Raw genomic sequence first — 25,987 nt, forward strand, 5'->3', positions numbered from 1 at the left:
CAAGCGAAGGAGTGAAGATGCGCGTCGCCATCACCGGAGGCACCGGCTTCGTCGGGAGGAACCTCGCGGCACGCCTCGAGGATGCGGTCGTCGTCTCCCGTCGCAACGGCGTCGACGTCACCGACGTCGACGCGCTCACCGAGGCGTTCCGCGGGTGCGACGCCGTCGCGCACTGCGCGGGCATCAATCGCGAGATCGGCGACCAGACCTTCCGCCGCGTGCACGTCGAGGGTACCCGCGCGGTCGTCGAGGCCGCGCGGCGAGCAGGGGTCGGCCGCATCGTGATGGTCAGCTTCCTGCGGGCGCGCCCCGACTGCAGCTCCGGCTATCACGAGTCGAAGTGGGAGGCGGAGGAGATCGTCCGCGGCTCCGGCATCCCGCACACGATCCTCAAGTCCGGCATGATCTACGGATCCGGCGACCACATGGTCGACCACGTCACGAAAGCCGTGCGGACGCTGCCGTTCTTCTGGACCGTGGGCTTCCGCGAGCGCACCGCACGCCCCGTCCCCGTGGACGACGCGGTCGACGTGCTCCTCGCGGCCCTCGAAGGCCGCATCCCCGACCCCACGGTCGCCGTGATGGGAGTCGACGAGGTGACTCTGGGCGAGGCGATCCGCCGCATCGCCCGCGTCGCAGGTCGCAGACCCGCCTACCTCCCCGTGCCGGTGTGGACCATCCGCCTCCTCGCGCGGATCACGGAGCGGCTCATGGTCGTGCCGCTCGTGGCGAGAGCGCAGGCCCGGATGCTCGCGGAGGGCGTGAGCGAGGCCGCCCCGCCGGCACCGGAGCCACCCGTGGGCATCCGTCCGTCGCGCGGGTTCACCGACGAGCGGATCCGCGCCGCGCTCCCGGAGGGCCGGTTCGGGCTGAGCGACCTGAGGATCGCACTCCCCCGTCGCCGCTGATCCCCGTCGCGCCGCCGCGCCGATCCCCCGTCGCGTGGCCGTGCTGAACCTCTGTCGCGCCGCCGTGCCGACCCCCCGCCGCGCCGCCGTTCCGGCCCCCCCGCCGCGCCGATCCCCCGCCGCGCCGCCGTTCGGGAGGAGAAAGCGCGTTCGGGCTGAGGAATCACGCGCAGGGCTCCTCCCGAACGTGCGAACTCCTCCCGAACACGCGAGGTGCTCCCGAACGCGCGAGGTGTTCCCGAACGCGCGAACTCCTCCGCACCTGCGCGCACCGGGAGACGCGCGGGCAGGCGGAGCGGAGCCCTCAGACCGCGTGCACCAGTTCGACGATGCGGGAAAACCGGGGCAGAGCCCCTCAGACCGCGTGCACCAGTTCGACGATGCGGGTGAGCTGGTCGGGATCCGTCTCCGGAGGCACGCCGTGACCGAGGTTGAGGATGTGCGCGCGGGCCGCGCGGCCCCGCTCGAGGACCTCCCGCACGTGCGCCTCCAGCACCGGCCACGGGGCGCCCAGCAGCGCGGGGTCGATGTTGCCCTGCACGGTGACGCCGTCGCCGAGGATCGCCGCGGCCTCGTCGAGCGGCTGGCGCCAGTCGACTCCCACGCCGTCGGCGATACCACCCAGGCGCATGTCGGCGAGGAACGGACCGGTGCCGACGCCGAAGTGGATGGTCGGGATGCCGATGCCGGCCAGCGCCGCGTGCGAGTGCGGAGCGACGAAGGCACGGTAGTCCGCCGGGCTGAGGGACCCCGCCCACGAGTCGAACAGCTGGACGACGGAGGCTCCGGCATCCCTCTGGATCTCCAGGAAGCGGCGCGAGACCCGGGCGAGCCAGCCGGCGAGGCGGTTCCAGGACTCGGGGTCGGCGTGCATCATCGCCCTGGCGCGCAGGTGCTCCTTCGACGGCCCTCCCTCCACGAGGTAGGCGGCGAGGGTGAACGGGGCCCCCGCGAACCCGATCAAGGGGGTGTCGCCGAGCTCGTCCGTGACGATCTCCACGGCGGCGGCGATGGCGGATCCGTCGAGGTCGGCGGGGTCGATCGCGGTGATCCGCTCGACGTCGGCCGCGGTCCGCACGGGGTTTGCGAACACCGGGCCGCGCCCAGGCTCGATCTCCACCTCGACGCCGGCGAGGCGCAGCGGGATGACGATGTCGCTGAAGAAGACCGCCGCGTCGACGCCGTGCCTGCGCACCGGCTGCAACGTGATCTCCGCCGCGAGCTCCGGTGTGAGGCAGGCGTCGAGCATCCTCGTGCCGACGCGGAGATCGCGGTACTCGGGCAGGGACCGACCCGCCTGTCGCATGAACCAGACCGGGGTCTGCTCGGGTCGGTGTCCGGCGAGGGCGCGCAGCAGCGGAGCGTCAGAGAGGGCCATGCGTCCATCCTCCCATCCGGGGTCTATGGGCCGGCTGCGCTCCGGAACTCCGGAGATCCGAGGCCGTGCCGGCCCGGGTGGGCGCATGATCCCGCGCCCACCCGGAGCTGTCCGGCGTACGGGCGGACGGTTCTCCGGAGTTCTGGCGCGACCCGGCCGAGAGCCGCGAAAGGACCGCCGAACCCGGCCCACCGCGGCTCGGGTAGAATCGTCGTGTGCTGCTGTGTGTGACGGCGAGTCACAAGACCGCCTCCTTCGACCTGCTCGAACGCCTGAGCCGCACCCCCGACGACGTCGCACCCACCCTCGTGGGGCTGACGCCGTGCGTGCAGGGTGCGGTCGTTCTCGCGACGTGCAACCGGTTCGAGGCGTACGTCGAGATCGACGAGCCGGTCACCGCGGCCGGAGCCGTCGGCGTCGAAGCCGTGCTGGAAGCGGTCGAGTCCGCGACCGGTGTTCCCGCCTCCGAGCTCGACGGCGCCTACGCCGTGCACTCGGGCCGACGCGTCGCCGAGCACCTCTTCTCCGTGGCTTCCGGACTCGAATCCGTCGTGTCTGGCGAGGGCGAGATCGCCGGCCAGGTGCGCCGCGCGCTGAAGTCCGCCCGCAAGGACGGCACGACCTCTCCCGAGCTCGAGCGCCTGTTCCAGCGCGCCAGCCAGGCTCAGCGCAAGGTCAAGAACGTCACCGCCCTGGGCCGTGCAGGGCGTTCGCTCGTCCGCCTCGCTCTGGAGCTCGCCGACAGCCGCATCGCCGACTGGTCGGCCGAGCGGGTGCTGCTCGTCGGCACCGGCGCCTACGCCGCCGTCACCCTGGCCACGCTCCGCGAGCGCGGCGCCGAGAACATCTCCGTCTACTCGCCGTCGGGGCGCGCCGAGATCTTCGCCGCGAAGCACGGCATCCGCGCCGTGTCGGCCGACGACTACGCGCGCACGGCCGCACGCTCCAGCCTCCTCATCACCTGCACGACCGCGACGGAGCCCGTCCTCGGCCCCGAGCACCTGCAGCTGCCGGTCGGCGCCGCAGCGGTCGGATGCCCTGTCGGCTCGCACAGCCGGCTCGTGGTCGACCTCGGCATGCCGCGCAACGTCGACCCCGCCGTCGCGACGCTCGAGGGCGTCGCCCTGCTCGACCTCGAGACCATCCGCCTGCACGCCCCTCTCGAGGAGCTGCAGGCGACGGATGCCGCGCGCAGCGTCGTCCGCGAGGCGGCGGACACCTTCCACGTCGTGGGCTCCCGTCAGAGCGTGACTCCGGCGGTCGTCGCCCTCCGCTCGCACATCTTCTCCCTGCTCGACACCGAGATCGACCGAGCTCGCGCCCGCGGCGACGAGGACGGCAGGGTCGAGCAGGCGCTGCGCCATCTCGCCGGGGTGCTGCTGCACACGCCGACCGTGCGCGCCCACGAGCTCGCCGCATCGGGCAAGGCCGACGAGTTCACATCGGCTCTCGCCTCCCTGTACGGCATCGAGCCGGCGCAGGACGACATCGCCGACGCGGCGAGCGCCTGAGCTCCACCCGCTCTCCACAGGAACCGGGAGAGCACCGGTTCTCCACAGAGTCGCTGCCCCCGGCGCCCGCCGCGACTCCCCCACCCCTGCCGGTCCTACGGTCGGATGCGTGACAGCGCCGCGTCATCGGCGCAGGATGGGAGGATGCTCGTGTCCCCGGACGTGATCGGAATGATCATCGCTCTCTTCGCCTTCACCCTGACGGTGCTCGGCGGAGTGGCCGGACTGCTCGCGCGGCAGTCGCGAGAGTTGGACGCGCGGTTCGAGAAGATCGACCTGCGGTTCGACAAGATCGATGAACGGTTCGAGAAGGTCGACGAACGCTTCGAGAGGATCGATGTGCGGTTCCAGGAGCTGGAGAATGAGCTCACCGAGGTGAAGGTGTCGATCGCGCGACTCGAGGGCCCGCTGCCCCGACTGCAGCGGCTCTGACCACGACGGCCGCCGTGAGGGATGATGGGTTCATGGCCCTTCACATCACCGGAGACACCGCCGCCGACACTCTGCTCACCGAGAACCCCCTGGCCCTGCTGGTCGGGATGCTGCTGGACCAGCAGGTTCCGATGGAGACCGCGTTCGCAGGCCCCCTCAAGATCGAGCAGCGCACCGGGGCGACGGATGCCGCCGCCATCGCGCACCTGAACCCCGACGAGTTCCTCGAAGCGTTCAAGCAGACACCCGCCGTGCACCGGTTCCCCGGTTCGATGGCCGCACGCGTGCAGACCCTGTGCCAGGAGCTCGTGGACCACTGGGGCGGCGACGCCGCCGCGCTGTGGACCGAGGGAGACCCTTCGGGCGCCGAGGTGCTGAAGCGCCTGAAGACCCTGCCGGGCTTCGGCGAGCAGAAGGCGAAGATCTTCCTCGCCCTGCTCGGCAAGCAGTACGGCTTCACCGGCGACGGCTGGCGCGAGGCGTCGGCTCCGTACGGCGAGGGGGGCTCATACCGCAGCGTCGCCGACATCGTCTCGCCCGAGTCGCTGACGAAGGTCCGCGAGCACAAGAAGGCGATGAAGGTTGCCGCGGCACGGAGCAATGCGACGGAGGAGCGTTGATGCCTGCCGAGGCAAGGCTGAGCAAGCGAAGCGCGTCGAAACCCATTGAGGCGGAGAAGTGAAGCCGACAGGCGACGACGTCGCCGGGCTCATCGCACGGTCCAGTCCGGCGATCCGCCGGAGGGATGCCGAGACCCTCACCGCGCTGATGCAGGAGATCACCGGGCGGGAACCCGCGACCTGGGGCACGATCATCGGCTTCGGCTCCTGTCACTACCGCTACCCGACCGGCACGGAGGGCGACAGCGGACTGCTCGGCTTCGCCCCGCGCAAGGCCGCGACGACGATCTACCTGTTCGACGGCGTCGCCGCGCACACCGAGGCCCTCGCTGAGCTCGGACCGCACACGACCGGCGCCGGCTGCCTCTACATCAAGGACCTCGAGCAGATCGACCTCGACGTGCTCCGCGGCATCCTGGAGCGCTCGCTCGCCTGGGTCGAGGCGGGCGGCACCCCAGAGGTGCAGCTCACCGTCACCGGCTGAGCCACAGCATCCGACGCCGAGACCCCCGCGTACCGAACGGCTACGCGGGGGTCTCGGCGTCAGGTCGATGATCAGCGCAGTCCTGCGAAGAAGGCGCGGATGTCTCCGGCCAGCACGTCCGGACGCTCCAGGGCTGCGAAGTGCCCGCCCTCGTCGAAGCGGCTCCAGTGCACGATGTTCGAGTTGTCGCGCTCGGCGAACACCCGGATCGTCTGGAAGTCGTCGGCGAACACCGCGACTCCGGTCGGCGCCGCGTTGACGGCATCCGATGCCTCGGCGCGTGCGTTCTCCAGGTAGCTGCGGGACATGCCGGATGCCGCGTTCGCGAACCAGTTCACGCTGACTTCGAGCAGGATCTTCTCCAGCGGCACGAGGGAGGTGCCGTTGCCGAAGGAGTTGAACAGCTCGCTGTAGGCGAGCAGACCGACGGGAGAGTCGCTGATGCCGACCGACACCGTCTGCGGCCGGGACGCGTTCATGGTGTTGTAGCCGCCGACCGACTGGAACCACTGCATGTGCTCGAGCCCCGCGTAGTCCTGCGGCTCCAGACGCTCGAACTCGCTCGGGTCACCGGAGGGGAACGAGAACAGCTGCAGCACGTGGAGTCCGAGGAAGCCCTCGGGGTTCAGCAGGCCGAGCTCTCGGGCGACCATCGCCCCGTTGTCCGAGCCGTGGATGCCGTAGCTGTCGTAGCCGAGGCCGCGCATGAGCGTGTCGTAGGCCGCGGCGACCCGCGCCGTCGTCCATCCTGCGGCGGACAGCGGCTGGGAGAACCCGTATCCGGGGGCGTCCGGGATGACGACGTCGAACGCGTCCTCGGCGCGTCCGCCGTGAGCGACCGGGTCGACGAGCAGGTCGATCAGCTCGAGGTAGTCGACGGCGGAGCCGGGGTAGGTGTGCGCGAGGAGGAGCGGGGTCGCGCCCTCGTGAGCGGAGCGGACGTGGATGAAGTGGATGCGCTGTCCGTCGATCTCGGTCGTGAAGTGCGGGAAGGAGTTGATCCGCTCCTGCGCGGCCTCCCAGTCGAACGCCCGCCAGGCGGCGACGGCGTCGCGGAGGTAGGAGTTGGGCGTTCCTGCGTCCCAGTCGTCCGTGGGCGACGGCTGGGGAAGGCGCGTGCGGGAGAGCCGGTCGTGGAGATCGGCCACCTCGGCGGCGGAGACGGTGACGGTGAAGGGGCTGAGGGAGAGGGTGTTGTTTTCCATATCTCGACTGTAAGAACGCATTAGGCTGGATTCGTTCCTAATGGAAGAACTTCTTTTCGGAGGATCTCTGTGGCCGATCCGACCGCCCGTCTGCTCGCACTCCTGGCTCTGCTGCAGGCCGAGCCGGAGCGCTCCGGACGCACGCTCGCCTCCCGACTCGGCGTCTCGACGCGCACCATCCGTCACGATATCGATCGTCTGCGCGAGCTCGGGTACCCCGTCGATGCGACGCGCGGCTCCCTGGGCGGATACCGGCTCGGCGCCGGCGGCAAGCTCCCCCCGCTGCTGCTCGACGACGAGGAGGCCGTCGCGGTGACCGTGGGGCTGCGCGCGGCAGCCGGGATCGCCGGGGTCGCGGAGTCCGGCGCCCGCGCGCTGGCCAAGCTCGAGCAGGTGCTGCCCTCGCACCTGCGCCCGACCGTCGATGCACTGCGGTCGAGCGTCGACAGGGCGCCGGAGAACAACGACACGGATGCTCCCGACCCCGAGATCGACGCCGCGGCGCTGCAGGCCATCGCCCGCGCGATCCGCGACGAGGAGTGGCTGCGCTTCGACCTCGACGACACGCCGGTCCTGGTCGAGCCTTACCGCCTGCTCACCTGGCACCGACGCTGGTACCTCGTGGCGCGCGATCCACAGTCGGGCGAGTGGAGCACGTACCGCGTCGACCGGATGCGCCTGCGGATGGCGACGCACCGCCGCTTCTCCCCGCAGCCGCTGCCGGGCGGCGACTACACCGCGTTCGCGATGCGCACCATCGCGGTGAGCGGCTGGATCGTGCACGCCCGACTCCGCATCGACGCGCCGGCCGAGGCGGTGCTCGACCGCATCCACGCCGCGGTCGGCGTCGTGGAGCCGGTCGACGACAGCCACTGCATCCTCGTCACCGGCGCCGACAGCCTCGACACGGTCGCGACCTACATCGGGATGCTGATGATGGACTTCACGGTCGAGAGTCCGCCGGAGCTGATCCCGCGCCTCCAGTTGCTCTCGGAGCGCTACGCCCGTGCGGTCGCGGGTTCTCCGAAGCCGCCTGCCGTCGACGCCCCGGCGTGACGACGAGACCCCCGCCTGCGGTGAACGCAGGTGGGGGTCTCGGGACGGGCGGGGGTCGCGGCGACCCCGACGAGGATGCTCAGGCGCCCTTGAGGCGCTCCGCGAGGTACTGGTGCAGCTCGTCGATCGAGATGCGCTCCTGTGCCATGGTGTCGCGGTCGCGCACCGTGACGGCGCGGTCGTCGAGGGAGTCGAAGTCGATCGTGACGCAGAACGGCGTGCCGATCTCGTCCTGTCGACGGTAGCGGCGGCCGATGGCGCCGGCGTCGTCGAAGTCGACCGACCAGGAGCTGCGCAGCGTCGCGGCGACCTCGCGGGCCAACGGCGACAGGTTCTCGTTGCGGCTCAGCGGCAGCACGGCGACCTTGACCGGAGCCAGGCGAGGGTCGAGGCGCAGCACGGTGCGCACATCGGTGCCGCCCTTGGCGTTCGGCACCTCCTCCTCGACGTAGGCGTCGACGAGGAAGGCCATCATCGCGCGGGTGAGGCCGAACGACGGCTCGATGACGTACGGGGTGTACCGCTCGCCGGACGCCTGGTCGAAGTACGACAGCGACGAGCCCGAGGCCTCGCTGTGGCTCGACAGGTCGTAGTCGGTGCGGTTGGCGACGCCCATGAGCTCGCCCCACTCCTTGCCCTGGAAGCCGAAGCGGTACTCGACGTCGATGGTGCCGGCGGAGTAGTGCGCGCGGTCCTCCTCGGGCACGTCGAAACGGCGCATGTTGTCGGCGTCGATGCCCAGATCGATGAACCAGTCCCAGCAGGCCTCGACCCAGTGCTCGAACCACTCCTGCGCCTCGGCGGGCGGCGTGAAGTACTCGATCTCCATCTGCTCGAACTCCCGCGTGCGGAAGATGAAGTTGCCGGGCGTGATCTCGTTGCGGAACGCCTTGCCGACCTGGCCGATGCCGAACGGCGGCTTCTTGCGCGAGGCGGTGAGCACGTTGGAGAAGTTCACGAAGATGCCCTGGGCCGTCTCGGGGCGCAGGAAGTACAGCCCCGTCTCGTCGTCGACGACGCCGAGGTACGTCTTCACGAGGCCGGAGAACGCCTTCGGCTCGGTGTACTGGCCCTTGGTGCCGCAGTTGGGGCAGGGCACGTCGGCGAGGCCGTTCTCGGCCTTGCGGCCCTTGCGCGCCTCGAAGTCCTCGATGAGGTTGTCGGCACGGAAGCGCTTGTGGCAGCTGAGGCACTCGACCAACGGGTCGGTGAAGGTCGCGACGTGGCCGGAGGCCTCCCACACGCGCTTGGGCAGGATGATGCTGGAGTCGAGACCGACCATGTCGCCGCGGCCGCGCACGAAGGTCTGCCACCACTGCCGGCGGATGTTCTCCTTGAGCTCCGTGCCGAGGGGTCCGTAGTCCCACGCGGAACGCGAACCGCCGTAGATCTCACCCGCCTGGAAGACGAACCCGCGGTGGCGGGCGAGGGCGATGACCTTGTCAAGACGGGACTGTTCGGCCACGGTGGCTCCAATGGTCGGATGCGGGAGGACGCCCGTGAACACGGGCACTCCATTCTATCCGTGCGTGTTCGCCGCTCCATCCTTACGTGTTCGCCACCACCGGCGTGCACTCGCTTCTGAGCTCGGAGTACCGTCGAGGGATGAGCGCCGCAGAGCAGACCGACGAGAACAGCCGTGAGGACACCCGCTTCTTCGGCCAGCCCTGGGCGCTGGTGCACATCTTCGGCGTGGAGATGTGGGAGCGGTTCAGCTTCTACGGCATGCAGGGCATCCTGCTCATCTACCTGTACTACTCGGCGACGCAGGGCGGTCTCGGCATCCCCGAGGCGGTCGCCGGCGGCATCGTCGGCGCCTACGGAGGATCGGTCTACCTGTCGACGATCCTCGGCGCCTGGGTCGCCGACCGCCTGCTCGGCTCCGAGCGCGTGCTGTTCCTCAGCGCGATCGTCATCGTCGCGGGACACATCGCGCTCGCCGCGCTCCCCGGCGTGCTCGGCGTGGGGGTCGGCCTCGTCCTCGTCGCGCTCGGCTCCGGCGGGCTCAAGGCGAACGCCACGTCCGTCGTCGGCAGCCTGTACAGCGCGGAGGATCCCCGACGGGATGCCGGGTTCTCCCTCTTCTACCTGGGCATCAACCTGGGCGCCTTCATGGGCCCGATCCTCACCGGCATCCTGCAGTCGTCGCTCGGCTTCCACTTCGGCTTCGGCCTCGCGGCCATCGGCATGACCCTCGGTCTCGTGCAGTACTCCTTCGGACGCCGGAAGCTCCCCGACGCGGCCAGGCACGTGCCGAATCCGCTCCCCGCCTCGCGCTACCCGCTGATGTGGATCATCGGCGGCGCCGGCATCCTGCTCGTCGTCGTGCTGGTGCTGGTGGGCGCGATCCGGCCGGACAACCTCGCGACGATCGTGATCTTCGGCACGATCATCGCCGCGGTCGCGTACTTCGCCGTGATCCTCGGCAGCCGCCGCATCGACGGGACGGAGCGGTCGCGCGTCTGGGCGTTCCTCCCCCTCTTCGTCACGAGCGTCGCCTTCTGGTCGCTGTACCAGCAGCAGTTCACGGTGCTCACGGTGTACTCCGACAAGAGGCTCGACCGCTCGCTCTTCGGCTGGGAGATGCCGGTGTCGTGGGTGCAGTCGATCAACCCGGTGTTCATCATCATCCTGTCCGGCGTCTTCGCCGTGATCTGGACGCGCCTCGGCAGCCGCCAGCCCTCCACGCCCGTGAAGTTCGCGCTCGGGGCGATCGTGATGGGCGCCGCGTTCCTGCTGTTCCTCCCGTTCGCCGGGGGCGGCGAGAACTCCACGCCGCTGCTCGCGATCGTCGGCATCCTGTTCGTGTTCACCGTCGCGGAACTGCTGATCTCTCCCGTCGGGCTCTCGGTGGCCACCAAGCTCGCCCCCGCGGCGTTCCACACGCAGATGGTCGCGCTGTTCTTCCTGTCGATCGCGCTGGGCACGGCGATCTCGGGATGGCTCGTCCAGTTCTACGACCCGAGCGACGAGGTGCCCTACTTCTCGATCCTCGGCGGCATCGCGATCGTCGTCGGACTCGGACTGCTGCTCGCGGTGAAGCCCGTGCTGCGGCTCATGAAGGGCGGCAGCTGAGCCCTACGCGGTGAAGAGGTAGCCGCGCTCGACGTCGAAGCCCGCAAGGCGCAGACCGCGGCCGAGCAGGGCCTCCATCTCGGTGCGCAGACGCAGACGCCACTCGTGCGCCGCGGCGGGGTCGGACTCGCGCAGCCCCTCGATGTCGGCGGGGATCGCCAGCGTCTCGACGACGGTCTCGGCGGCCGGCGGCCGGGCGATGTCGGCGAGCGCCCACTCGACGTCGAGGCGGTCGCTCTCGTCGCCCGCGTCTCCTCCGCCGAAGATGCCGTACACGTTGACCGAGTACCCGGTCGCACGGGCGCCGAGGACGGTCAGGAAGAAGTGCGCGTTGCGCGCGACCAGCGGATCGAACGTCCAGGTGATGCGGCCCACATCGCGCGAGAAGGCCCACTGGCGCTGATGCTCCTTGAGCTCGCGCCCCCACCCACGACCGCGGTACTCCGGAACGAGCGCTGTGATGTGGGAGTGCATCGCGCGCCGACCGGGCTCGCCGAAGAAGGCGATGGATGCTCCGATCATGCGCTCCTCGTCGCCGTCGCCGTCGAAGAGGCCGACGACGTAGTTGCCGGACTGCTGCAGGGCACGCAGAGTGCCCGCGTCGACGACGCGTTCGGGGCCCCTGATGGAGTCCAGCAGGCCCTGGGCGTCGATGATGAGTTCAACGGTGTCGAGATCACGGATGCTGCGCACGGGTCCAGTCTGCCCCCTCTCACGCGGTTCGCGGAACCGCGCCCCGCGGGAAGGCTGTGCCGCCACCCGCCGCGAGCGCCTCCGAGACGATGTCGAGGAACTCCTCCATCATCTCGACGCTCATCTCCGGGAGCATGCCGTCCCAGTACGAGAGCACGGCGCCGCGCCCCTGCATCATGCCCTCCGGTCGGGCGAACGCCCACAGGTGGAGATGCGCCGAGCCGTCGTTGAAGCGGCTGAAGTGGCACCGCGCGACACCGGGGATGCTCTTGACGGCCTCTGAGATGCGCTGCAGGAGAGGCCCGAGCGCGGCGAGCACCTCGACGGGGGCGTCCTCCAGCAGCCAGTGATCGCGCGGAGAGATGGCGCCGATGAACGGCAGACCACCCGGCTCCCAGCCCGCGCGCACCTGCCACAGGTCGTCGTGCCAGATCGTGTGCTCGTCTGCCTTGCAGCTCCCGCAGTTCTCCGGATCGAGTTCGCCGCTGCGCGGCTTCTCGGGAACGAGCATCGGCTCGAGCGGGCGCATGACGACGGACTCGTACGCACCGGCCGGGCCCTGCGTCATCCACGATCCGTCGGGCCGCTCGCCGTAGACGAGGCGCCGGTGGAAGGGGGTGTCCGCGGGATGCTGCTCGATGTCTGCGCTCATCCCCACATGCAAGCACGCGTCGAGCGTCGGACCACACACGACAGGCGGATGTCGGATGCCGGTGCGACACTCGTGTCATGCAACAGCGCGTCAGCTTCATCACCCTCGCCGTCGCCGATCTCGCCCGCAGCAGGGCGTTCTACGTCGACGGGCTCGGCTGGAAGCCGATCTTCGCCGGAGACGACGTCCTCATGTTCCCGGTCGCGGAGAAGGTGATCCTCTCGCTGTGGTCGGTCGAGGGCTTCACCGCCGAGATCGGCGAGGCCCCGGCCGCGGGGGTCGCCCCGATCACCCTCGCGCACAACCTCGCCACGCCCGCCGAGGTCGACGATGTGCTCGCCGAGGCCGCGCTTCTCGGCGCCCCGGTGAGCCGCGGGCAGCAGCGGGTGTGGGGCGGCTACTCCGGCTACTTCACCGACCCCGACGGCTTCCGCTGGGAGATCGCGGTCAACCCCGGCGAGACGGGGGCGTTCGTGCTTCCGGAATGACCGCGACGGATTCGCTCACGACGCGCCTCGCCCCCGCCGAACGCCGATAGCCTGAGCCGATGGGAGAGAACGACGACCGCGCGCGAAAACGTCTCTCCCGCACACCGCCCAAGTGGGCGATCGTCGCGGTGCTGGCTTTCGCCGGACTCTGCTCGTCCTTCATGTTCACGCTCGTCGTCCCGCTGCAGGCCGAGCTTCCGCACCTGCTGAACTCCTCTCGCGAGGACACGACGTGGGTCGTCACGATCACGCTGCTGGTCGCCGCCGTCGCCACGCCGATCTCCGGCCGCCTGGGCGACATGTACGGCAAGCGTCGGGTCATCATCGTGCTGCTCGCCCTCCTCATCATCGGCTCCACGATCGCCGCCCTGTCCGGGTCGATCGTCGGAGTCATCATCGGCCGCGCCCTGCAGGGCGCCGTGACGGGGGTCGTCCCGCTCGGCATCGCCGTCATGCGCGATGCGCTGCCACCCGAGCGACTCGGCACCGCCGTGGCTCTGATGAGCGCGACGATGGGAGTGGGCGGCGCGATCGGGATGCCCGTCGCCGCGGTCCTCGCCGAGAACGCCGACTGGCACTGGCTGTTCTGGCTCGCCGCCGCGCTCGGCGCCATCGGCCTCGTGCTCGTCCTCGTCACGGTCCCCCAGGACGTGCTCCGCTTCCCCGGTCGACTCGACGTCCTCGGCGCCGTCGGGCTCGCGATCGGGTTGACCGGCATCCTCCTCTTCGTCTCCCGCGGCGCGCAGTGGGGATGGACGGCGCCGCTCACCCTCACCTGCATCATCGGGGGCGTCCTGGTACTGCTCCTCTGGGGCTGGTACCAGCTGCGCACGAAGGATCCGCTGCTCGACCTCCGCGTCGCCGCCCGCCCGGCGGTGCTGTTCACGAACATCGCCGCGATCGGCATGGGCTTCGCGCTGTTCGCCTCGAACGTGACGTTCCCCCAGCTTCTCGAGATGCCGGTCGGCTCCGGCTCGGGGTTCGGGCTCGACATGGTGGCGGCGTCTCTCGTGATCATGCCGGCCGGTCTCGTGATGATGGTCATCTCCCCGCTGTCCGGCTGGCTCGAACGCACCGTCGGACCTCGCCCGCTCTTCACCGTCGGCGCCGTCGCGATCGTGCTCGCCTACGTCTTCGTGCTGCTGTGGTCGAGCGAGGTCTGGCACATCTTCGTCGCGAACATCCTCATCGGCGTGGGCATCGGCTTCACGTTCGCGGCCATGCCGATGATCATCATGCGCTCCGTGCCCGCCAACGAGACCGGCGCCTCGAACGGACTGAACGCGCTGTTCCGCTCGGTCGGCACGTCCAGCGCCTCGGCGGTGATGGGCGGAGTGCTCGCCGCGATGAGCGTGCAGGTCGACGGCGTCGCGGTGCCGACCCGCGCGGCCTTCGACGTCTGCTTCTGGCTCGCGATCGCCGCCGGAGCCGTGGCCGTCGTGCTCTCCCTGTTCATCCCGCGACAGCGCGCGGCAGAGCGGCATCCGTCACTTCCCGGCTGAACGGATCCTGCCGTGCGTCGGTGATCAGCCGATCGTGCGCGGGTCGGGGTCGCCGTCGCGCGGTGGACGCAGCCGATCGGGGATCGGCCACGCCAGCGTGAACTGCGCCGTCGCCGGACGGGTCATGTCGCCGAAGTCGTCGATCTTCACGACGATCCGCCCCGGAGCGCCCTCCTCGTCGGGTGTCACCTCGAGGATCCGCACCCGCAGCGGGCGGTCGGCTTCGCCCTCCAGCATCCACGGGTCCGCGAGCCAGGCGATCCCCCGGTCCTCCAGCGCGACTTCGGCGTCCAGCCAGTCGACGGGATCGGATGCCGTGCGCCCCAGCACGTCGACGGCGACCCAGTCGTCTCCCTCGGGGTGGATCCATCCGAGGAGCTCGCCGTCGTCGCGGCGGTGCGGGGTCCAGTCTGCGTAGGGCATCTCCCGATGCTATCCGCGGATGCCGTGGCCGGCCGAACGTCAGTGCGTGTACTCCATGAGCTCGACGCCGAGCACGCGGAAGGCGTCGTGCGCCCTCAGCCGGTGCGCGATCGAGAGATCGTCGAAGCAGACGATGAGCGAATAGGCGACGCCGGCGCGGGGCCCCGCGAGGACTCCGGCCTCGGCGCGGACGCCGCGATCGCGCCCGGTCTTGTTGATGAAGAGCAGGCCGTGCGCGTCGTGGTCATGGGCGAACGGGTCGAGGCCCGTCGACGCAGCGACGAGGCTGAGGTCCTGGTTGAGGCTGAGCCACTCCGACACCTGAGCGCTGACGGCCGCATCGACCACCTGGGAGTTCACGAGAGCCGAGAAGAGCCCGGCGAGCTCGCGCGCCGAGCCGACGGACACATGCGGGGCGTCATCGGGGCCCCGCTCATCACGGAACCGGTCGAGCAGCGCCGTGCGACGCAGCCCCAGCGATTCGATGCGCTCGCGCACCCGATCGTGTCCGACCTTCTGCAGGAGCGCGTTCACGGCGATCGGGTCACCGGCTGTGGCGGCGAGCACGGCGAGGTCTTCCAGCGGCAGGGCGGGGGCGTGCAGATGACGCCACAGCCCCGAGGTCGACACCTGATCCACCGCGGTGCGATCGACGATCTCGAGCGGGTCGAGCGTTCCGGCCTCGAACCCCGCGGCGACCTCGATCAGCAGGGGCACCACGCCCAGCCCGGCCACGGGCATCGTCACATGGTCGTCTCCGGAGAGGACGTGCACGTGGCTGTCGAGGTCGACGACGTGCACCGACACCTGCGCCCCGGCATCCGCCAGCGCCTCCAGCGCGCGCAGCGTCGAGGTGAACGACCGCCGACCGGCGGCGGCACGACGCGGCAGGCGCCGACTGGTGCGCTGAGAGCGGCGCAGCATCGCCTGCGACGGCCCTTCGACAGGCTCGGGAGCGCCCACGCGTGATCCTTACGGGGGGTGGATTGGCGGGAAGCCGCGGGATGCACTCCCCCGCAGCACGGATATCGTAACCCCCGCGAGTGAGGAACCCTCACAAACTCCGGAGATTGGTCATCAGATCGTCACATGCGCGGCGCGCGCAGCGTCAGAAGTCTGTGACGCTGCGCACGCGGGCGTTCACCAGATGGTGACGCGGTCGCCCTCGGGCAGCCACAGGGCGTCGTCGGAGGTGACCCCGAACGCCTCGTAGAACGCGTCGATGTTGCGCACGATCTGATTGCAGCGGAACTCGTTCGGCGAGTGCGGGTCGATCGTGAGCAGGCGCAGCGTCTCCGCCTCGCGGCTCTTCTGCTGCCACACCTGGCCCCACGACAGCAGCAGTCGCTGCACGCCGGTGTACCCGTCGATGACGGGCGCCTCGGCACCCCCGAGCGAGAGCTCGTACGCCTTCAGCGCGATGCCGAGTCCGCCCAGGTCGCCGATGTTCTCGCCGATCGTGAGCGCCCCGTTGACGTGGTGCTCGGCGTCGAGTCCCTCGGGGACGAGCGTGTCGTACTGCGCGATGAGGGCCTTGGTGCGCTCCTCGAACGCCGAGCGGTCGGCATCCGTCCACCAGTCCTCGAGCTTGCCGTCGCCGTCGTAGCGGCTGCCCTGGTCGTCGAACCCGTGGCCGATCTCGTGGCCGATGACCGCGCCGATGCCGCCGTAGTTCGCCGCCGCGTCGCGCGAGGCGTCGAAGAAGGGGTACTGCAGGATCGCCGCGGGGAACACGATCTCGTTCATCGACGGGTTGTAGTACGCGTTCACCATCTGCGGAGGCATGTGCCACTCGGTGCGGTCGATCGGCGTACCGACCTTGTCGATGTGGCGGTCGTGCTCGAAGATCGCGGCGCGGCGGACGTTGCCGAACAGGTCGGCGCGGTCGATCGCGAGGGAGGAGTAGTCGCGCCACACCTCGGGGTGTCCGATCTTCGGGGTGAAGGCGTCGAGCTTGGCGAGGGCGCGCTCACGGGTCTCGGCGGTCATCCACTCGAGCTCGGCGATGCTCTGCCGGTACGCCTCGATCAGGTTGTCGACCAGCTCGTCCATCGCGGCCTTGGCCGTCGGCGGGTAGTGCCGCTCGACGTAGACCTTGCCGATGGCCTCGCCCAGCGCGCCTTCGGTGACGGACACTCCGCGCTTCCAGCGCTCGCGGATCGTCGGGACGCCGGACAGCTCGGTGCCGTAGAAGGAGAAGTTCTCCTGCACGAGGTCGTCGGTCAGGTACGGGGCGGCCGCGTGCACGACCTGCGCACGCAGCCACGCCTTCCAGTCGTCGAGGCGCTCGTCGGTCAGCAGCGTGCCGAGTCCCTCGAAGAAGCTGGGCTGCGAGACGACCGCCTCCGCGAGCGCGACCGGGTTGGACGGGCTGACCGCGTCTCGCCACGCGCCGAGATCGACGCCCACGAGCTCCTGCAGCTCGGCCCAGGTCTTGAGGTTGTAGGTCTCCACGGCATCGCGGCTGCGCACGTTGTCCCAGTGGTGCCCCGCGAGCTCGGTCTCGAGGGCGATGGAGCGCTCCGCCTCGGACGCTGCGTCGGAGACGCCGGCGAGAGCGAGCAGGCGCTCGAGGTGCTCGCGGTACTTCGCCCGCGTGTCTTCGAAGGTGTCGAGGCGGTAGTAGCTCTCGTCGGGCAGCGACAGACCCCCCTGCAGCAGCACGGGGACGTAGCGCTCGGGGTCGCCGGGGTCGCCGTCGACGTACAGTCCGATCAGGTGGGCGCGACCGTCGCGGTCGTACGCGCCCGCGACGCGCAGGAACGCGGGGATGCCGTCGATCGCGTCGATCTCGGCGAGGGTGTCGGCCAGCGGGGTCACGTCCGCCGCGGCGATGCGGTCGGTGTCCATGAAGCTCGCGAACAGGTCGCCGATCTTGCGTGCGAGGGTGCCGTCGGCGGCATCCTGCGACTCTTCGATGATGGCCCTGACGTCTTTCTCGGCCTGCTCGGCGAGGAGGTGGAAGGACCCCCACCGCGCCTTGTCGCCAGGGATCTCGGTGCGGGACAGCCACGCGCCGTTGACGTGGCGGTACAGGTCATCCTGCGGACGGATGTCGGAGCTGAACTCTTCGGTGGCCAGGCCAGAGGGGAGGACGTCTGTCATGCGAACAGCCTATGCGGCGACGCCGACATCGGGCGCGGTTCAGTCCCGCTCCTGCGCCGCCCCGTACGGCAGCAGCACGTTCATGCGGAACCCGTCCGCGGTCAGCTCGGCGACGACGTCCCCGCCGTGGGCGCGGGCGAGACCGCGGGCGATCGAGAGCCCGATCCCCGACCCGGACGACACGAGACCGTCGCCGGACGTCGTGCGCGCGGCATCCGCACGCCAGCCGATGTCGAACATCCGGTCCAGATCCTCGACGGCCACCCCCGCCCCGTGGTCGAGGATCCCGAGCACCAGGCCGCGGCCGGCTCCCTCCGACGCCGTGATGACGATGTCGGTCCCTGCGGGGGCGTGGGCGACGGCGTTCGTGAGCAGATTGCCGATGATCCGCCCCAGCTGGTGCGGATCCGCCCACAGCACCTGACCGGCGATCCCCCGCTCGACGATGCGCAGCCCTCGACGCTCGGCGGCCGCGCGGACATCGGCGACGGCATCCGACACGATGTCCAGGAGTCCCACCTGCTCGGTGCGCAATTGCACCGCGCCCGCCGTCAGCTTCGACAGCTCGAAGAGATCGTCGACCATGCGGCTCATCGTCTCCACCTGCGCCCTCACCTCTCCGGCGAAGCGCTCCGGCGCATCGGCGGCCCCCGTCTCGACCGACTCCGCGAGCGCGCGGACGGCCGTCAGCGGCGTGCGCAGATCGTGCGAGATCCATGCGAAGAACCGTCGCCGCGCCGAGTCCAGCTGCTCCAGCTCCGCCCTCGCCGCCTCCACCTTCGCGGACACGGCCGCGAGCTGGGCGGAGAGATCGTCGATCTCGATCCACCCCGACGGCTCCGCCTCCACCACGTCGCCGCCGCCCACGCGATCGAGCGACGCGGCGAACCTGCCGAGCGACGACCGCGCCGCGCGGGCGACGATCCATCCCACGGCGAGCGCGAGCGCGAGGGAGACGCCGAGGACGACGACGAGCACCGTCAGGTCGTGCACGGAGATGTACATCTCGATCGAGATCGCGAGGACGGATGCCGTCATCGCCGCCGTGCCCGCGCACGCCACCACGAGGAACTGGGCGGTCGTGGTGCGGCGACGCAGCAGTCGGAGCGCCAGGAGCGCGACGGCGGCCACGACGGCCGCGCACAGGATGCCGGTCATCACGATGAGGGCGACGTCTCCCGCCGCGAGCGCCATCATCCCGCCCTCCCCTGCGGCGAGAAGAAGTAGCCGACGCCCCACTCGGTGTGCAGGTGCTGCGGACTCTGCGGATCGGGCTCGATCTTCTCCCTGAGGCGCCGCACGTGCACGGTGACGGTGGCGCCGTCGCCGACGGTCCACCCCCACACCTCGCGCAGGATCTCGTCGCGACCGATCACGCGGTCCGGGTTGCGGACGAGGAACACGAGGAGGTCGTGCTCGCGCGCCGTGAGGACGACCTCGACCCCGCGCACCCACACGCGACGGCGCACGGGGTCGACCCGGAAATCCCCGGCGACGATCTCCGCCGCCGATCCCGCGACGCGAGCGCGACGCACGAGCGCGCCCACGCGCAGCAGCAGCTCGCGCAGGGAGAACGGCTTCGCGAGGTAGTCGTCGGCGCCGGCCTCGAGCCCGTCGATGCGGTCCTCCACCTGCCCCAGCGCGGTCAGCATCATGATCGGGACGTCGGAGATCGAGCGGATCTCACGGCAGAGCTCGTCGCCGCTGATGCCCGGCAGCATCCGATCGACGATCACGAGGTCAGGAGGGCCGGCCGAGATGGCCCTCCTCGCGGCGATCCCGTCGCCGTAGGCGGCGACGGCGTACCCGTTGGCGCGCAGGTACGCGTCGACAGCTCCTCTGACGGTCGGGTCGTCCTCCACGACGACGACGCGGGCGGCCTCATCCATGCGGTCGACACTAGTCGCGGGGCGAGCACGGCCAGCCCGTTCCTTACGATCCTGAAAGGACTCCCCTTTCGCGCGGCCCCGCTCCGTAGCGTGCTCGGCAGTGCAATCAGCCGCGGCACCCGCCGCACAGCGAACAGGAGAATCCCATGCGCACGACCGCTCTCGCCGCCACAGCGGCACTCGCCCTCGCCCTCTCGCTCAGCGCCTGCAGCTCGCCAGGCGCCGGCAGCGGAACGAAGCCGGAGCCCTCGATGTCGCAGAGCGCCTCCATGGGGATGGAGCGGACCGGAGACTTCGCCGGCCTCAACGACAAGACCGTGAAGGGCTCGGTGTCGGTGTCAGACGGGATGCTCGTCCTGTCGGACTTCTCCTCCGACGAGGGACCCGACCTGCACGTCTACCTGACGAAGGGGACCGACGAGGCCGCCGTCTCGGCAGGGGTGATGGTCGATGCGGTGTCCTTCGACACCGCATCGCAGACCTTCACGCTGAAGGACGCCGACGTCGCCGACTACACCTACGTCGTGATCCACTGCGACAAGGCCAAGGCGGTGTTCGGCGCCGCGAAGCTGTCATGAGTGGCGCCGAACGTACCCTCGCCCTCGCCTCGTCGCTGCTCGGCGGCGCGGCGAGGGTCGCCGTCGGGGTCCTCTGGCTCCTGGAGGGAATCCTGAAGTACCGCGCGGGGTTCGGCGCGGCCGATATCGAGCTCGTCGCCAGGAGCACCGCAGGCAACAGCAGGACGCCCTGGTGGTTCGCGCCCCTCGGCGGCGCGATGGACAGCGCGGCGGGCCTCTTCGGGGTGGTGATACCGGCGCTCGAGACGCTGCTCGGCGCGCTTCTCCTCGTCGGCCTGATGACGAGACCCGTCGCGCTGGCGTCGATCGGGACGCTGATGCTCTACTGGGCGTCGGACCAGCTGATCGCCCAGTATCCCGTGATGGTGCTGCTGTCGGCGCTCGTGCTCGTGCTGCCGTCGGCGGGACGGTTCGGGGTCGACGGCTGGTCGCGGAGACGTCGGAACGCCTCTCGACGGGACCCGGACTGAGCGCTCAGCCCCCGCGTCGGATGCCGAAGCGGCGGCGCTTCGGCATCGCGGGAGCCTGGGGGATCGGGCGCGCCGCCCTGCGCTCCGCCCACGCGACGACCTCCGCATCGATGTCCCGCGGCTGCGTGACCACGGGCGGGCCGCCCTGCAGCTGCCGTCTCGCCTCCCGCACACGGCGGTTGAAGTCCGCGAGCACGTCGCGCACATCGGCCTCGCGGCCGAGGAGGTCGAGCTGATCGTCCAGCTCGCGGTCCTCGGCGCGGAGGAGGATGGCGGGAGGGCCGAGCCCCGTGAGGTTCTCGGTCTCGATCTTCCGGCGGATCCACCAATCGGGATCGTGGTGGTCGCCGAGGCCCTCGATCGGCTTCCCCGCGCCCGGGAGATCGTCGAAGTCGCCCCGGCGGATCGCGACCTGGATCGCGCTCTCGATGTAGGCGGCCCGGTCGACCGCCGCGGCGGCTCCGGGTGGCGTACCGGTGTCAGCCTCGGCATCCGCGTCCGCCTCGCCGCTCTGCTGACGCGCTCGATATCTCGCTGCCGCTTCTCGTGGATCGCTCATGTGCACCTCCGGCTGCTCTCCAGCGTACGACGGCCGCGCAGTCAGGGCGCGGAGATACGGTGTCCCCGCCAGCGCCTAGGCTCTGAGGGTGACCAGGCCCGCCTCTCTGAACCGCGACATCCTGCGGCTCGCGGTGCCCGCGCTGGGCGCGCTGATCGCCGAGCCGGCCTTCCTCATCGTCGACGCCGCCCTCGTCGGCCACCTCGGCACCACGCCGCTCGCCGGGCTCGGCATCGCGGGAGCCGTCCTGCAGACGATCGTCGGGCTCATGGTCTTCCTCGCCTACTCGACCACCCCCGCCGTCGCCCGGAGGTTCGGCGCTGGTGCGCCGGGAGACGCCGTCTCGGTGGGCGTGAACGGCATGTGGCTGGCCCTCGGACTCGGAGCCGTGCTCGCCGTGATCGGCGCCGTGTCGTCCCCCTGGCTGGTGTCCCTGTTCGGGGCGAGCGACGCCGTCGCGGCTCAGGCCGACGACTACCTCCGCATCTCGATGTGGGGTCTGCCGGCGATGCTGATCGTGTTCGCCGCGACCGGGCTGCTGCGCGGCATGCAGGACACGGTGACGCCGCTGTGGATCGCGGGGCTCGGGTTCGGCGCCAACGCCCTGCTGAACGTCCTCTTCATCTACGGCTTCAACTGGGGCATCGCAGGATCGGCCGTCGGCACGGTGACCGCGCAGTGGGGGATGGTCGCCGCCTACGTGCTGGTCGTGCGCCGCCTCGCGACGAGGCACAGCGCCTCCCTGCGGGCGCAGCGCGACGGCATCCGCGGCACGGCCAGGTCGGGCGGTTGGCTGTTCCTGCGCACGGTGAGCCTGCGGGTGGCCCTGCTCGCCACCGTGGGCATCGCGACGGGCATCGGCACCACGGAGCTCGCCGGCTGGCAGATCGTCTTCACGATCTTCTCGGCCGCGGCCTTCGCTCTCGATGCGCTCGCGATCGCCGCTCAGGCACTGATCGGCAAGGAGCTCGGCGCCGGAGACGAGCGCAGGGTGCATCGCGTGCTCGCGCGCACCGTCGCGTGGGGCGCCTGGTTCGGTGTGATCGTCGGCGCCGCGATCGGCGTGCTGTCCGGTGTGCTCGGGATCCTGTTCACCGGCGACCCGGAGGTCGCATCCCTGGTCCAGCCCGCCCTCATCGTGCTCGCCGTCGCACAGCCGATCGCCGGGGTGGTCTTCGTCCTCGACGGCGTGCTGATGGGCGCCGGCGACGCCAGGTATCTGGCGGTCGCGGGCGGCCTCAACCTCGTGCCCTTCCTCCCCGCGCTGTGGATCATCTCGGCGAGCGGTGTCGCCGGCAGCGCCGGGCTCGTCTGGCTCTCAGTCGCGTTCTTCGGCGTCTACCTCCTCGCCCGCCTCGGCACGCTGGGCTGGCGGGTGCGGTCGGGGCGCTGGGTCGCGGTGGACGCCTGAGGCCCCGACTCCTCGCCCACAGCCGGGGCCGACGCACGACTTCTCCACACGCTCGAGGATGTCCGGAATCCGTCACATCTGTGTACCGCGCATCCCTGGCACGCTCGTCGTGAGCGCAACAGAATGGGAGGGTGCTCGCGATGAACGAACCTCAGGTCTGGACGCTGATCGGCGTCTTCGCCGCCGGACTGTTCGGGATGCTGACGATCATGTCCACGATGTTCGTCCGCATCATCCGCACCGAGATCGGCGGACTCCGCAGCGAGATCCGCGGTGACATGAACGAACTCCGCGCCGAGATCCGCGGTGACATGAACGAGCTCCGCGCCGAGGTGAAGGGCGACATCGCCTCCCTGCGCGGCGACATCCGCACCCTCGACCGTGATGTCAACTCGCTCATGAAGAACACCTTCGGCATAGACCGCGACTGATTCCGGTGAGGCGACTCAGCCCGCGTACCTCCGGCACCACTCGTACATGATCACGGCGGCCGCGGCGCTCGCGTTGATCGATCTCGTCGAGCCGTACTGGGTGATCTCGATGTGCGCGGATGCCGCGGCGAGCGCCTCGGCGGAGAGCCCCGGCCCCTCCTGCCCGAAGAGCAGCACGCACCGCTCGGGAAGCTCGGCGTGGTCGACGGGCACGGCGCCGTCGACGTTGTCGACGGCGATGATCGGGAGGCCCTCGGCCTCGGTCCAGGCGGTGAAGGCCTGCACATCCTCGTGATGCACCACGTGCTGGTAACGGTCGGTGACCATGGCTCCGCGCCGGTTCCAGCGGCGGCGTCCGATGATGTGCACGGTGTCTGCGAGGAAGGCGTTGGCGCTGCGCACGATCGAGCCGATGTTCATGTCGTGCTGCCAGTTCTCGATCGCGACGTGGAACGGATGCCGGTGCGTGTCGAGGTCGGCGACGATCGCCTCCATACGCCAGTAGCGGTAGCGGTCGACGACGTTGCGGGTGTCGCCGACGGCCAGCAGCTCGGGGTCGTACTGCTCCCCCGCCGGCCACGCCGACTCGCCACCCGGCCACGGTCCGACGCCGTATCCCGGCTGCGTCGCCGATCCTGTCAGCGTCTCGGCGCTCTGCTCGTCCATCCCGCCAGGCTATCCGGCACTGAGCCCGTCGACGTCCCGCGACGACCGACTATTTAGGTGGACCGAAAAATCCGCTACGATTTCGGCATGCCTAAAAATTCCGCGATCGACGACGCCCCCGCCGTACGGACCACCGCTCCGCGCAGCCTCTGGCTCCTCGGGCCCGCCCTCGTCGCCGGAGTCGCGTACCTCGACCCCGGCAACGTCGCGAGCAACATGACCGCGGGCGCCCAGTACGGGTACCTGCTGGTCTGGGTCGTGATCGCAGGCAACGTGATGGCGTGGCTCATCCAGTACCTGTCCGCCAAGCTCGGCGTCGTCACGGGGCAGAGCCTCCCCGAGATGCTGGGGGCCCGCCTGCGTCGACCGTGGGCGCGGCGCGCGTACTGGCTGCAGGCCGAGCTCGTGGCGATGGCGACCGATCTCGCCGAGGTCATCGGCGGAGCGGTGGCGCTGAACCTCCTGTTCAACGTGCCGCTGCTGCTCGGCGGTCTCATCACCGGCGCGGTCTCGATGGTCCTGCTCGCGGTGCAGAGCCGTCGAGGGCCCCGCCACTTCGAGTTCGTGATCATCGGCCTCATGGCGATCATCACCATCGGCTTCGTCGCCGGCGTGTTCGTCGCACCCCCGGACCCGGCGGGGTTCGTGGGCGGACTGGTCCCCCGGTTCGAGGGCACGGGCTCGGTGCTCCTCGCCGCATCCATCCTCGGCGCGACGATCATGCCGCACGCGATCTACGCGCACTCCTCCCTCGCCCGCGACCGGTTCGGCTCCGCGGCGTCGCACGCCGAGACCGAGGCGGTCCGGACCGAGACCTCGCGCATCCGCCGGCTGCTCACCGCCACCCGCTGGGACGTGTCGATCGCGATGGTGATCGCCGGTTCGGTGAACCTCGGCATCCTCCTCCTCGCCGCGGCCAATCTCGCGGGCGTCGCAGGAACCGACTCCCTCGAGGGAGCGCACGCCGCCCTCGCCGCGAGCCTCGGCCCCGTCGTCGCGACGTTCTTCGCGGTCGGGCTCCTCGCCTCCGGTCTCGCCTCCACCTCGGTCGGCGCCTATGCGGGCGCGGAGATCATGCACGGTCTGCTGCACGTGCGCGTGCCGCTGCTCGCCCGACGGCTCGTCACGCTCATCCCCGCGCTCGCCATCCTGTGGGCGGGGGTCGACCCGACGCTCGCGCTGGTGCTGAGCCAGGTGGTGCTGTCGTTCGGCATCCCGTTCGCGCTCATCCCCCTGGTGGCGCTCACCGCGCAGCGGCGCACCCTCGGACCGTGGGCCAACCGCGTATGGACGACGGCCGCGGGGGCCACGGCATCCGTGCTCCTGATCGCGCTGAACGGCGCACTGCTCTGGCTGGTGCTCACGGGGGCGTGAGTCCGGCTCGCGCACGGCGGTTAGGCTCGAAGCCATGACTGCCGAAGCCAAGGTCCGCCTGCTCACCTGGATCGGCATCGCGACCGGCCTGACCGGAGGACTCCTCATCGCCTTCCCGAAGACGCTCCCGGTCGGCGGCCCGTGGGTGCAGCTCGGACTCGGCATCGCGACGCTCGTGCTGGCGTTCCGCGCGCGCAAGATCGGCATCGCCGACATCGAGGGCTTCGACGGACGCCTGTCGCTCGCGGCCGCACTGCTCGGATTCCTCGTGGTGTTCTTCGCCGGACAGGTCGCGTTCGGCATCCTCGTCGACGTCGCGAACTGACCGCCGACGCGTAGGCTGAGACCGTGGCATCCCCGGCAGCTGACGACTATCTGAAGACCGTCTACGCGCACACCGAGTGGCAGGATGCTCCCATCACGCCGTCGGTGCTGGCCGCGAAGCTCGGGATCGCCCCCTCGTCCGTCACCGAGATGGTCAAGAAGCTCGCGGCGGCGGGCCTCGTCTCGCACGTGCCCTACGGAGCGGTGCGGCTGACCGATGCCGGCACCGCACGCGCCCTGTCGATCATCCGCAGGCACCGACTGATCGAGACCTGGCTGGTGCGGGAGTTCGGCTACGGCTGGGACGAGGTCCACGACGAGGCCGAGGTGCTCGAGCACACGATCAGCGACCGGCTGCTCGAGGGCATCGATGCGCGGCTCGGACGCCCGCGGTTCGATCCGCACGGCGACGCGATCCCGGATGCCGACGGCGCGGTCATCCGCGAACCGTTCGTCCTGCTCGCGGATGCCGTCGAGGGCCACGTCGGTCGCGTCCTCCGGGTGAGCGACCAGGACCCGGAGATCCTGCGCGCGGTCGAGGCCGCGGGCGTCGCGGTGGGGGTCGAGGTGTCGGTGACCGCCGGCGGCTTCTCCGTCGACGGCACGGAGGCCGAGATCGCGCACGCGGCCGATGTGATCTGGCTCACGTCCTGAGACCGCGCCCGAGAACCCCGAGCACCGTCAGGTCAGGGGGTGTCAATTGTTTCCACTTTTGTGCAAGACTCTGAAAACAATTATCACCCCGCTCGAAAG

28 protein-coding genes are annotated in these 25,987 nt (G+C 70.4%); 16 read left to right on the top strand and 12 right to left on the bottom strand.

The window, feature by feature from the left end; genetic code table 11:
- The first annotated feature begins 17 nt into the window (after nt 1–17).
- A complete protein-coding gene (locus ACFY5A_RS03270; protein ID WP_387231756.1) occupies nt 18–908 on the top strand; it encodes an NAD(P)H-binding protein in 891 nt (296 codons plus the stop codon).
- A 355-nt stretch (nt 909–1,263) separates the two neighbouring features.
- Here ACFY5A_RS03270 and hemE read toward each other — a convergent pair whose 3' ends face one another.
- Nucleotides 1,264–2,286: a uroporphyrinogen decarboxylase gene (hemE, locus tag ACFY5A_RS03275; RefSeq protein ID WP_387231758.1), complete on the bottom strand. Its 1,023-nt coding sequence runs from the start codon at nt 2,284–2,286 to the stop codon at nt 1,264–1,266.
- A 215-nt stretch (nt 2,287–2,501) separates the two neighbouring features.
- Between hemE and ACFY5A_RS03280 the strand changes: the two genes are divergently transcribed.
- From ACFY5A_RS03280 to ACFY5A_RS03295, 4 genes are all read left to right on the top strand, one after another.
- The gene (locus tag ACFY5A_RS03280) at nt 2,502–3,797 is read left to right on the top strand and encodes a glutamyl-tRNA reductase (RefSeq protein ID WP_341941120.1); all 1,296 of its coding nucleotides are present in this window, start codon (nt 2,502–2,504) and stop codon (nt 3,795–3,797) included.
- A 144-nt stretch (nt 3,798–3,941) separates the two neighbouring features.
- Nucleotides 3,942–4,229, top strand: a complete 288-nt coding sequence (locus ACFY5A_RS03285; protein WP_387231761.1) for a response regulator — start codon at nt 3,942–3,944, stop codon at nt 4,227–4,229.
- A 32-nt stretch (nt 4,230–4,261) separates the two neighbouring features.
- Entirely contained in the window at nt 4,262–4,849 is a 588-nt protein-coding gene (locus ACFY5A_RS03290; RefSeq protein ID WP_387231763.1) for an HhH-GPD-type base excision DNA repair protein, read from the top strand.
- Nucleotides 4,850–4,907: 58 nt separating this feature from the next.
- On the top strand, nt 4,908–5,333 hold the full coding sequence (locus ACFY5A_RS03295; RefSeq protein WP_341941117.1) for a DUF1801 domain-containing protein: 426 nt from the start codon (nt 4,908–4,910) through the stop codon (nt 5,331–5,333).
- Between the two features lie 71 nt (nt 5,334–5,404).
- Here ACFY5A_RS03295 and ACFY5A_RS03300 read toward each other — a convergent pair whose 3' ends face one another.
- Entirely contained in the window at nt 5,405–6,538 is a 1,134-nt protein-coding gene (locus tag ACFY5A_RS03300; RefSeq protein WP_341941116.1) for an epoxide hydrolase family protein, read from the bottom strand.
- Between the two features lie 69 nt (nt 6,539–6,607).
- Between ACFY5A_RS03300 and ACFY5A_RS03305 the strand changes: the two genes are divergently transcribed.
- Complete coding sequence (locus tag ACFY5A_RS03305; protein WP_341941115.1) at nt 6,608–7,594, top strand: WYL domain-containing protein; 987 nt, start codon at nt 6,608–6,610, stop codon at nt 7,592–7,594.
- A gap of 79 nt (nt 7,595–7,673) precedes the next feature.
- On the opposite strand, the gene ACFY5A_RS03310 is transcribed toward ACFY5A_RS03305, so the two are convergent.
- Nucleotides 7,674–9,059, bottom strand: coding sequence for a glycine--tRNA ligase (locus ACFY5A_RS03310; RefSeq protein WP_387231765.1), 1,386 nt, complete (start codon nt 9,057–9,059; stop codon nt 7,674–7,676).
- Between the two features lie 140 nt (nt 9,060–9,199).
- Here ACFY5A_RS03310 and ACFY5A_RS03315 point away from each other — a divergent pair, with 140 nt between their 5' ends.
- Entirely contained in the window at nt 9,200–10,669 is a 1,470-nt protein-coding gene (locus ACFY5A_RS03315; protein ID WP_387231767.1) for a peptide MFS transporter, read from the top strand.
- Between the two features lie 3 nt (nt 10,670–10,672).
- Here ACFY5A_RS03315 and ACFY5A_RS03320 read toward each other — a convergent pair whose 3' ends face one another.
- A complete protein-coding gene (locus tag ACFY5A_RS03320) occupies nt 10,673–11,362 on the bottom strand; it encodes a GNAT family N-acetyltransferase (protein ID WP_387231769.1) in 690 nt (229 codons plus the stop codon).
- 19 nt (nt 11,363–11,381) lie between these two features.
- Entirely contained in the window at nt 11,382–12,014 is a 633-nt protein-coding gene (locus ACFY5A_RS03325; RefSeq protein ID WP_387231771.1) for a hypothetical protein, read from the bottom strand.
- A 77-nt stretch (nt 12,015–12,091) separates the two neighbouring features.
- Here ACFY5A_RS03325 and ACFY5A_RS03330 point away from each other — a divergent pair, with 77 nt between their 5' ends.
- Both ACFY5A_RS03330 and ACFY5A_RS03335 read left to right on the top strand, forming a co-directional pair.
- A complete protein-coding gene (locus ACFY5A_RS03330; RefSeq protein ID WP_387231773.1) occupies nt 12,092–12,502 on the top strand; it encodes a VOC family protein in 411 nt (136 codons plus the stop codon).
- 59 nt (nt 12,503–12,561) lie between these two features.
- Complete coding sequence (locus ACFY5A_RS03335) at nt 12,562–14,004, top strand: MFS transporter (RefSeq protein ID WP_341941111.1); 1,443 nt, start codon at nt 12,562–12,564, stop codon at nt 14,002–14,004.
- A 24-nt stretch (nt 14,005–14,028) separates the two neighbouring features.
- Here ACFY5A_RS03335 and ACFY5A_RS03340 read toward each other — a convergent pair whose 3' ends face one another.
- From ACFY5A_RS03340 to ACFY5A_RS03360, 5 genes are all read right to left on the bottom strand, one after another.
- Nucleotides 14,029–14,427 (bottom strand): hypothetical protein, encoded by a 399-nt coding sequence (locus ACFY5A_RS03340; protein WP_341941110.1) that lies wholly within the window; start codon nt 14,425–14,427, stop codon nt 14,029–14,031.
- A 39-nt stretch (nt 14,428–14,466) separates the two neighbouring features.
- The gene (locus tag ACFY5A_RS03345; RefSeq protein WP_105674378.1) at nt 14,467–15,351 is read right to left on the bottom strand and encodes a serine hydrolase; all 885 of its coding nucleotides are present in this window, start codon (nt 15,349–15,351) and stop codon (nt 14,467–14,469) included.
- 216 nt (nt 15,352–15,567) lie between these two features.
- A complete protein-coding gene (locus ACFY5A_RS03350; protein WP_387231776.1) occupies nt 15,568–17,532 on the bottom strand; it encodes a M13 family metallopeptidase in 1,965 nt (654 codons plus the stop codon).
- Between the two features lie 39 nt (nt 17,533–17,571).
- Nucleotides 17,572–18,729 (bottom strand): sensor histidine kinase, encoded by a 1,158-nt coding sequence (locus ACFY5A_RS03355; RefSeq protein WP_387231778.1) that lies wholly within the window; start codon nt 18,727–18,729, stop codon nt 17,572–17,574.
- Entirely contained in the window at nt 18,726–19,421 is a 696-nt protein-coding gene (locus ACFY5A_RS03360; protein WP_387231780.1) for a response regulator transcription factor, read from the bottom strand. Before ACFY5A_RS03360 ends, ACFY5A_RS03355 begins: the two co-directional genes overlap by 4 nt.
- 146 nt (nt 19,422–19,567) lie before the next feature.
- Here ACFY5A_RS03360 and ACFY5A_RS03365 point away from each other — a divergent pair, with 146 nt between their 5' ends.
- Together ACFY5A_RS03365 and ACFY5A_RS03370 are read left to right on the top strand one after the other, a co-directional pair.
- A complete protein-coding gene (locus ACFY5A_RS03365) occupies nt 19,568–19,999 on the top strand; it encodes a DM13 domain-containing protein (RefSeq protein WP_387231782.1) in 432 nt (143 codons plus the stop codon).
- On the top strand, nt 19,996–20,469 hold the full coding sequence (locus tag ACFY5A_RS03370; RefSeq protein WP_387231784.1) for a hypothetical protein: 474 nt from the start codon (nt 19,996–19,998) through the stop codon (nt 20,467–20,469). Before ACFY5A_RS03365 ends, ACFY5A_RS03370 begins: the two co-directional genes overlap by 4 nt.
- Before the next feature lie 4 nt (nt 20,470–20,473).
- Here the strand turns inward: ACFY5A_RS03370 and ACFY5A_RS03375 are convergent, their stop codons facing one another.
- Nucleotides 20,474–21,028 carry a DUF1992 domain-containing protein gene (locus ACFY5A_RS03375; RefSeq protein WP_387231786.1) on the bottom strand — a complete coding sequence of 185 codons (555 nt, stop codon included), beginning with the start codon at nt 21,026–21,028 and terminating at the stop codon, nt 20,474–20,476.
- Nucleotides 21,029–21,116: 88 nt separating this feature from the next.
- Here ACFY5A_RS03375 and ACFY5A_RS03380 point away from each other — a divergent pair, with 88 nt between their 5' ends.
- Nucleotides 21,117–22,439 carry an MATE family efflux transporter gene (locus tag ACFY5A_RS03380; protein ID WP_387231788.1) on the top strand — a complete coding sequence of 441 codons (1,323 nt, stop codon included), beginning with the start codon at nt 21,117–21,119 and terminating at the stop codon, nt 22,437–22,439.
- A gap of 140 nt (nt 22,440–22,579) precedes the next feature.
- On the top strand, nt 22,580–22,870 hold the full coding sequence (locus ACFY5A_RS03385) for a DUF2730 domain-containing protein (RefSeq protein ID WP_223585726.1): 291 nt from the start codon (nt 22,580–22,582) through the stop codon (nt 22,868–22,870).
- Between the two features lie 15 nt (nt 22,871–22,885).
- Here ACFY5A_RS03385 and ACFY5A_RS03390 read toward each other — a convergent pair whose 3' ends face one another.
- Entirely contained in the window at nt 22,886–23,536 is a 651-nt protein-coding gene (locus ACFY5A_RS03390; RefSeq protein ID WP_387231790.1) for a TrmH family RNA methyltransferase, read from the bottom strand.
- An 87-nt stretch (nt 23,537–23,623) separates the two neighbouring features.
- Here ACFY5A_RS03390 and ACFY5A_RS03395 point away from each other — a divergent pair, with 87 nt between their 5' ends.
- From ACFY5A_RS03395 to ACFY5A_RS03405, 3 genes are read left to right on the top strand one after another with little or no spacing between them, the layout of a single operon-like run.
- Nucleotides 23,624–24,910, top strand: coding sequence for an Nramp family divalent metal transporter (locus tag ACFY5A_RS03395; protein ID WP_387231792.1), 1,287 nt, complete (start codon nt 23,624–23,626; stop codon nt 24,908–24,910).
- A gap of 34 nt (nt 24,911–24,944) precedes the next feature.
- Nucleotides 24,945–25,235, top strand: coding sequence for a hypothetical protein (locus ACFY5A_RS03400; protein WP_387231794.1), 291 nt, complete (start codon nt 24,945–24,947; stop codon nt 25,233–25,235).
- 23 nt (nt 25,236–25,258) lie between these two features.
- Nucleotides 25,259–25,888, top strand: coding sequence for a metal-dependent transcriptional regulator (locus ACFY5A_RS03405; RefSeq protein WP_105674322.1), 630 nt, complete (start codon nt 25,259–25,261; stop codon nt 25,886–25,888).
- Nucleotides 25,889–25,987 lie beyond the last annotated feature (99 nt).

It is taken from the genome of Microbacterium sp. NPDC012755 (assembly GCF_042901325.1).
GTDB lineage: Bacteria > Actinomycetota > Actinomycetes > Actinomycetales > Microbacteriaceae > Microbacterium > Microbacterium natoriense.

Coding starts and splice junctions, on each gene's coding strand:
- ACFY5A_RS03270 (WP_387231756.1), top strand. CDS start 18: ATGCGCGTCGCCATCACCGGAGGCACCGGCTTCGTCGGGAGGAACCTC.
- hemE (WP_387231758.1), bottom strand. CDS start 2,286: ATGGCCCTCTCTGACGCTCCGCTGCTGCGCGCCCTCGCCGGACACCGA.
- ACFY5A_RS03285 (WP_387231761.1), top strand. CDS start 3,942: ATGCTCGTGTCCCCGGACGTGATCGGAATGATCATCGCTCTCTTCGCC.
- ACFY5A_RS03290 (WP_387231763.1), top strand. CDS start 4,262: ATGGCCCTTCACATCACCGGAGACACCGCCGCCGACACTCTGCTCACC.
- ACFY5A_RS03300 (WP_341941116.1), bottom strand. CDS start 6,538: ATGGAAAACAACACCCTCTCCCTCAGCCCCTTCACCGTCACCGTCTCC.
- ACFY5A_RS03315 (WP_387231767.1), top strand. CDS start 9,200: ATGAGCGCCGCAGAGCAGACCGACGAGAACAGCCGTGAGGACACCCGC.
- ACFY5A_RS03325 (WP_387231771.1), bottom strand. CDS start 12,014: ATGAGCGCAGACATCGAGCAGCATCCCGCGGACACCCCCTTCCACCGG.
- ACFY5A_RS03330 (WP_387231773.1), top strand. CDS start 12,092: ATGCAACAGCGCGTCAGCTTCATCACCCTCGCCGTCGCCGATCTCGCC.
- ACFY5A_RS03335 (WP_341941111.1), top strand. CDS start 12,562: ATGGGAGAGAACGACGACCGCGCGCGAAAACGTCTCTCCCGCACACCG.
- ACFY5A_RS03340 (WP_341941110.1), bottom strand. CDS start 14,427: ATGCCCTACGCAGACTGGACCCCGCACCGCCGCGACGACGGCGAGCTC.
- ACFY5A_RS03345 (WP_105674378.1), bottom strand. CDS start 15,351: ATGCTGCGCCGCTCTCAGCGCACCAGTCGGCGCCTGCCGCGTCGTGCC.
- ACFY5A_RS03350 (WP_387231776.1), bottom strand. CDS start 17,532: ATGACAGACGTCCTCCCCTCTGGCCTGGCCACCGAAGAGTTCAGCTCC.
- ACFY5A_RS03355 (WP_387231778.1), bottom strand. CDS start 18,729: ATGATGGCGCTCGCGGCGGGAGACGTCGCCCTCATCGTGATGACCGGC.
- ACFY5A_RS03360 (WP_387231780.1), bottom strand. CDS start 19,421: ATGGATGAGGCCGCCCGCGTCGTCGTCGTGGAGGACGACCCGACCGTC.
- ACFY5A_RS03365 (WP_387231782.1), top strand. CDS start 19,568: ATGCGCACGACCGCTCTCGCCGCCACAGCGGCACTCGCCCTCGCCCTC.
- ACFY5A_RS03370 (WP_387231784.1), top strand. CDS start 19,996: ATGAGTGGCGCCGAACGTACCCTCGCCCTCGCCTCGTCGCTGCTCGGC.
- ACFY5A_RS03375 (WP_387231786.1), bottom strand. CDS start 21,028: ATGAGCGATCCACGAGAAGCGGCAGCGAGATATCGAGCGCGTCAGCAG.
- ACFY5A_RS03385 (WP_223585726.1), top strand. CDS start 22,580: ATGAACGAACCTCAGGTCTGGACGCTGATCGGCGTCTTCGCCGCCGGA.
- ACFY5A_RS03390 (WP_387231790.1), bottom strand. CDS start 23,536: ATGGACGAGCAGAGCGCCGAGACGCTGACAGGATCGGCGACGCAGCCG.
- ACFY5A_RS03395 (WP_387231792.1), top strand. CDS start 23,624: ATGCCTAAAAATTCCGCGATCGACGACGCCCCCGCCGTACGGACCACC.
- ACFY5A_RS03400 (WP_387231794.1), top strand. CDS start 24,945: ATGACTGCCGAAGCCAAGGTCCGCCTGCTCACCTGGATCGGCATCGCG.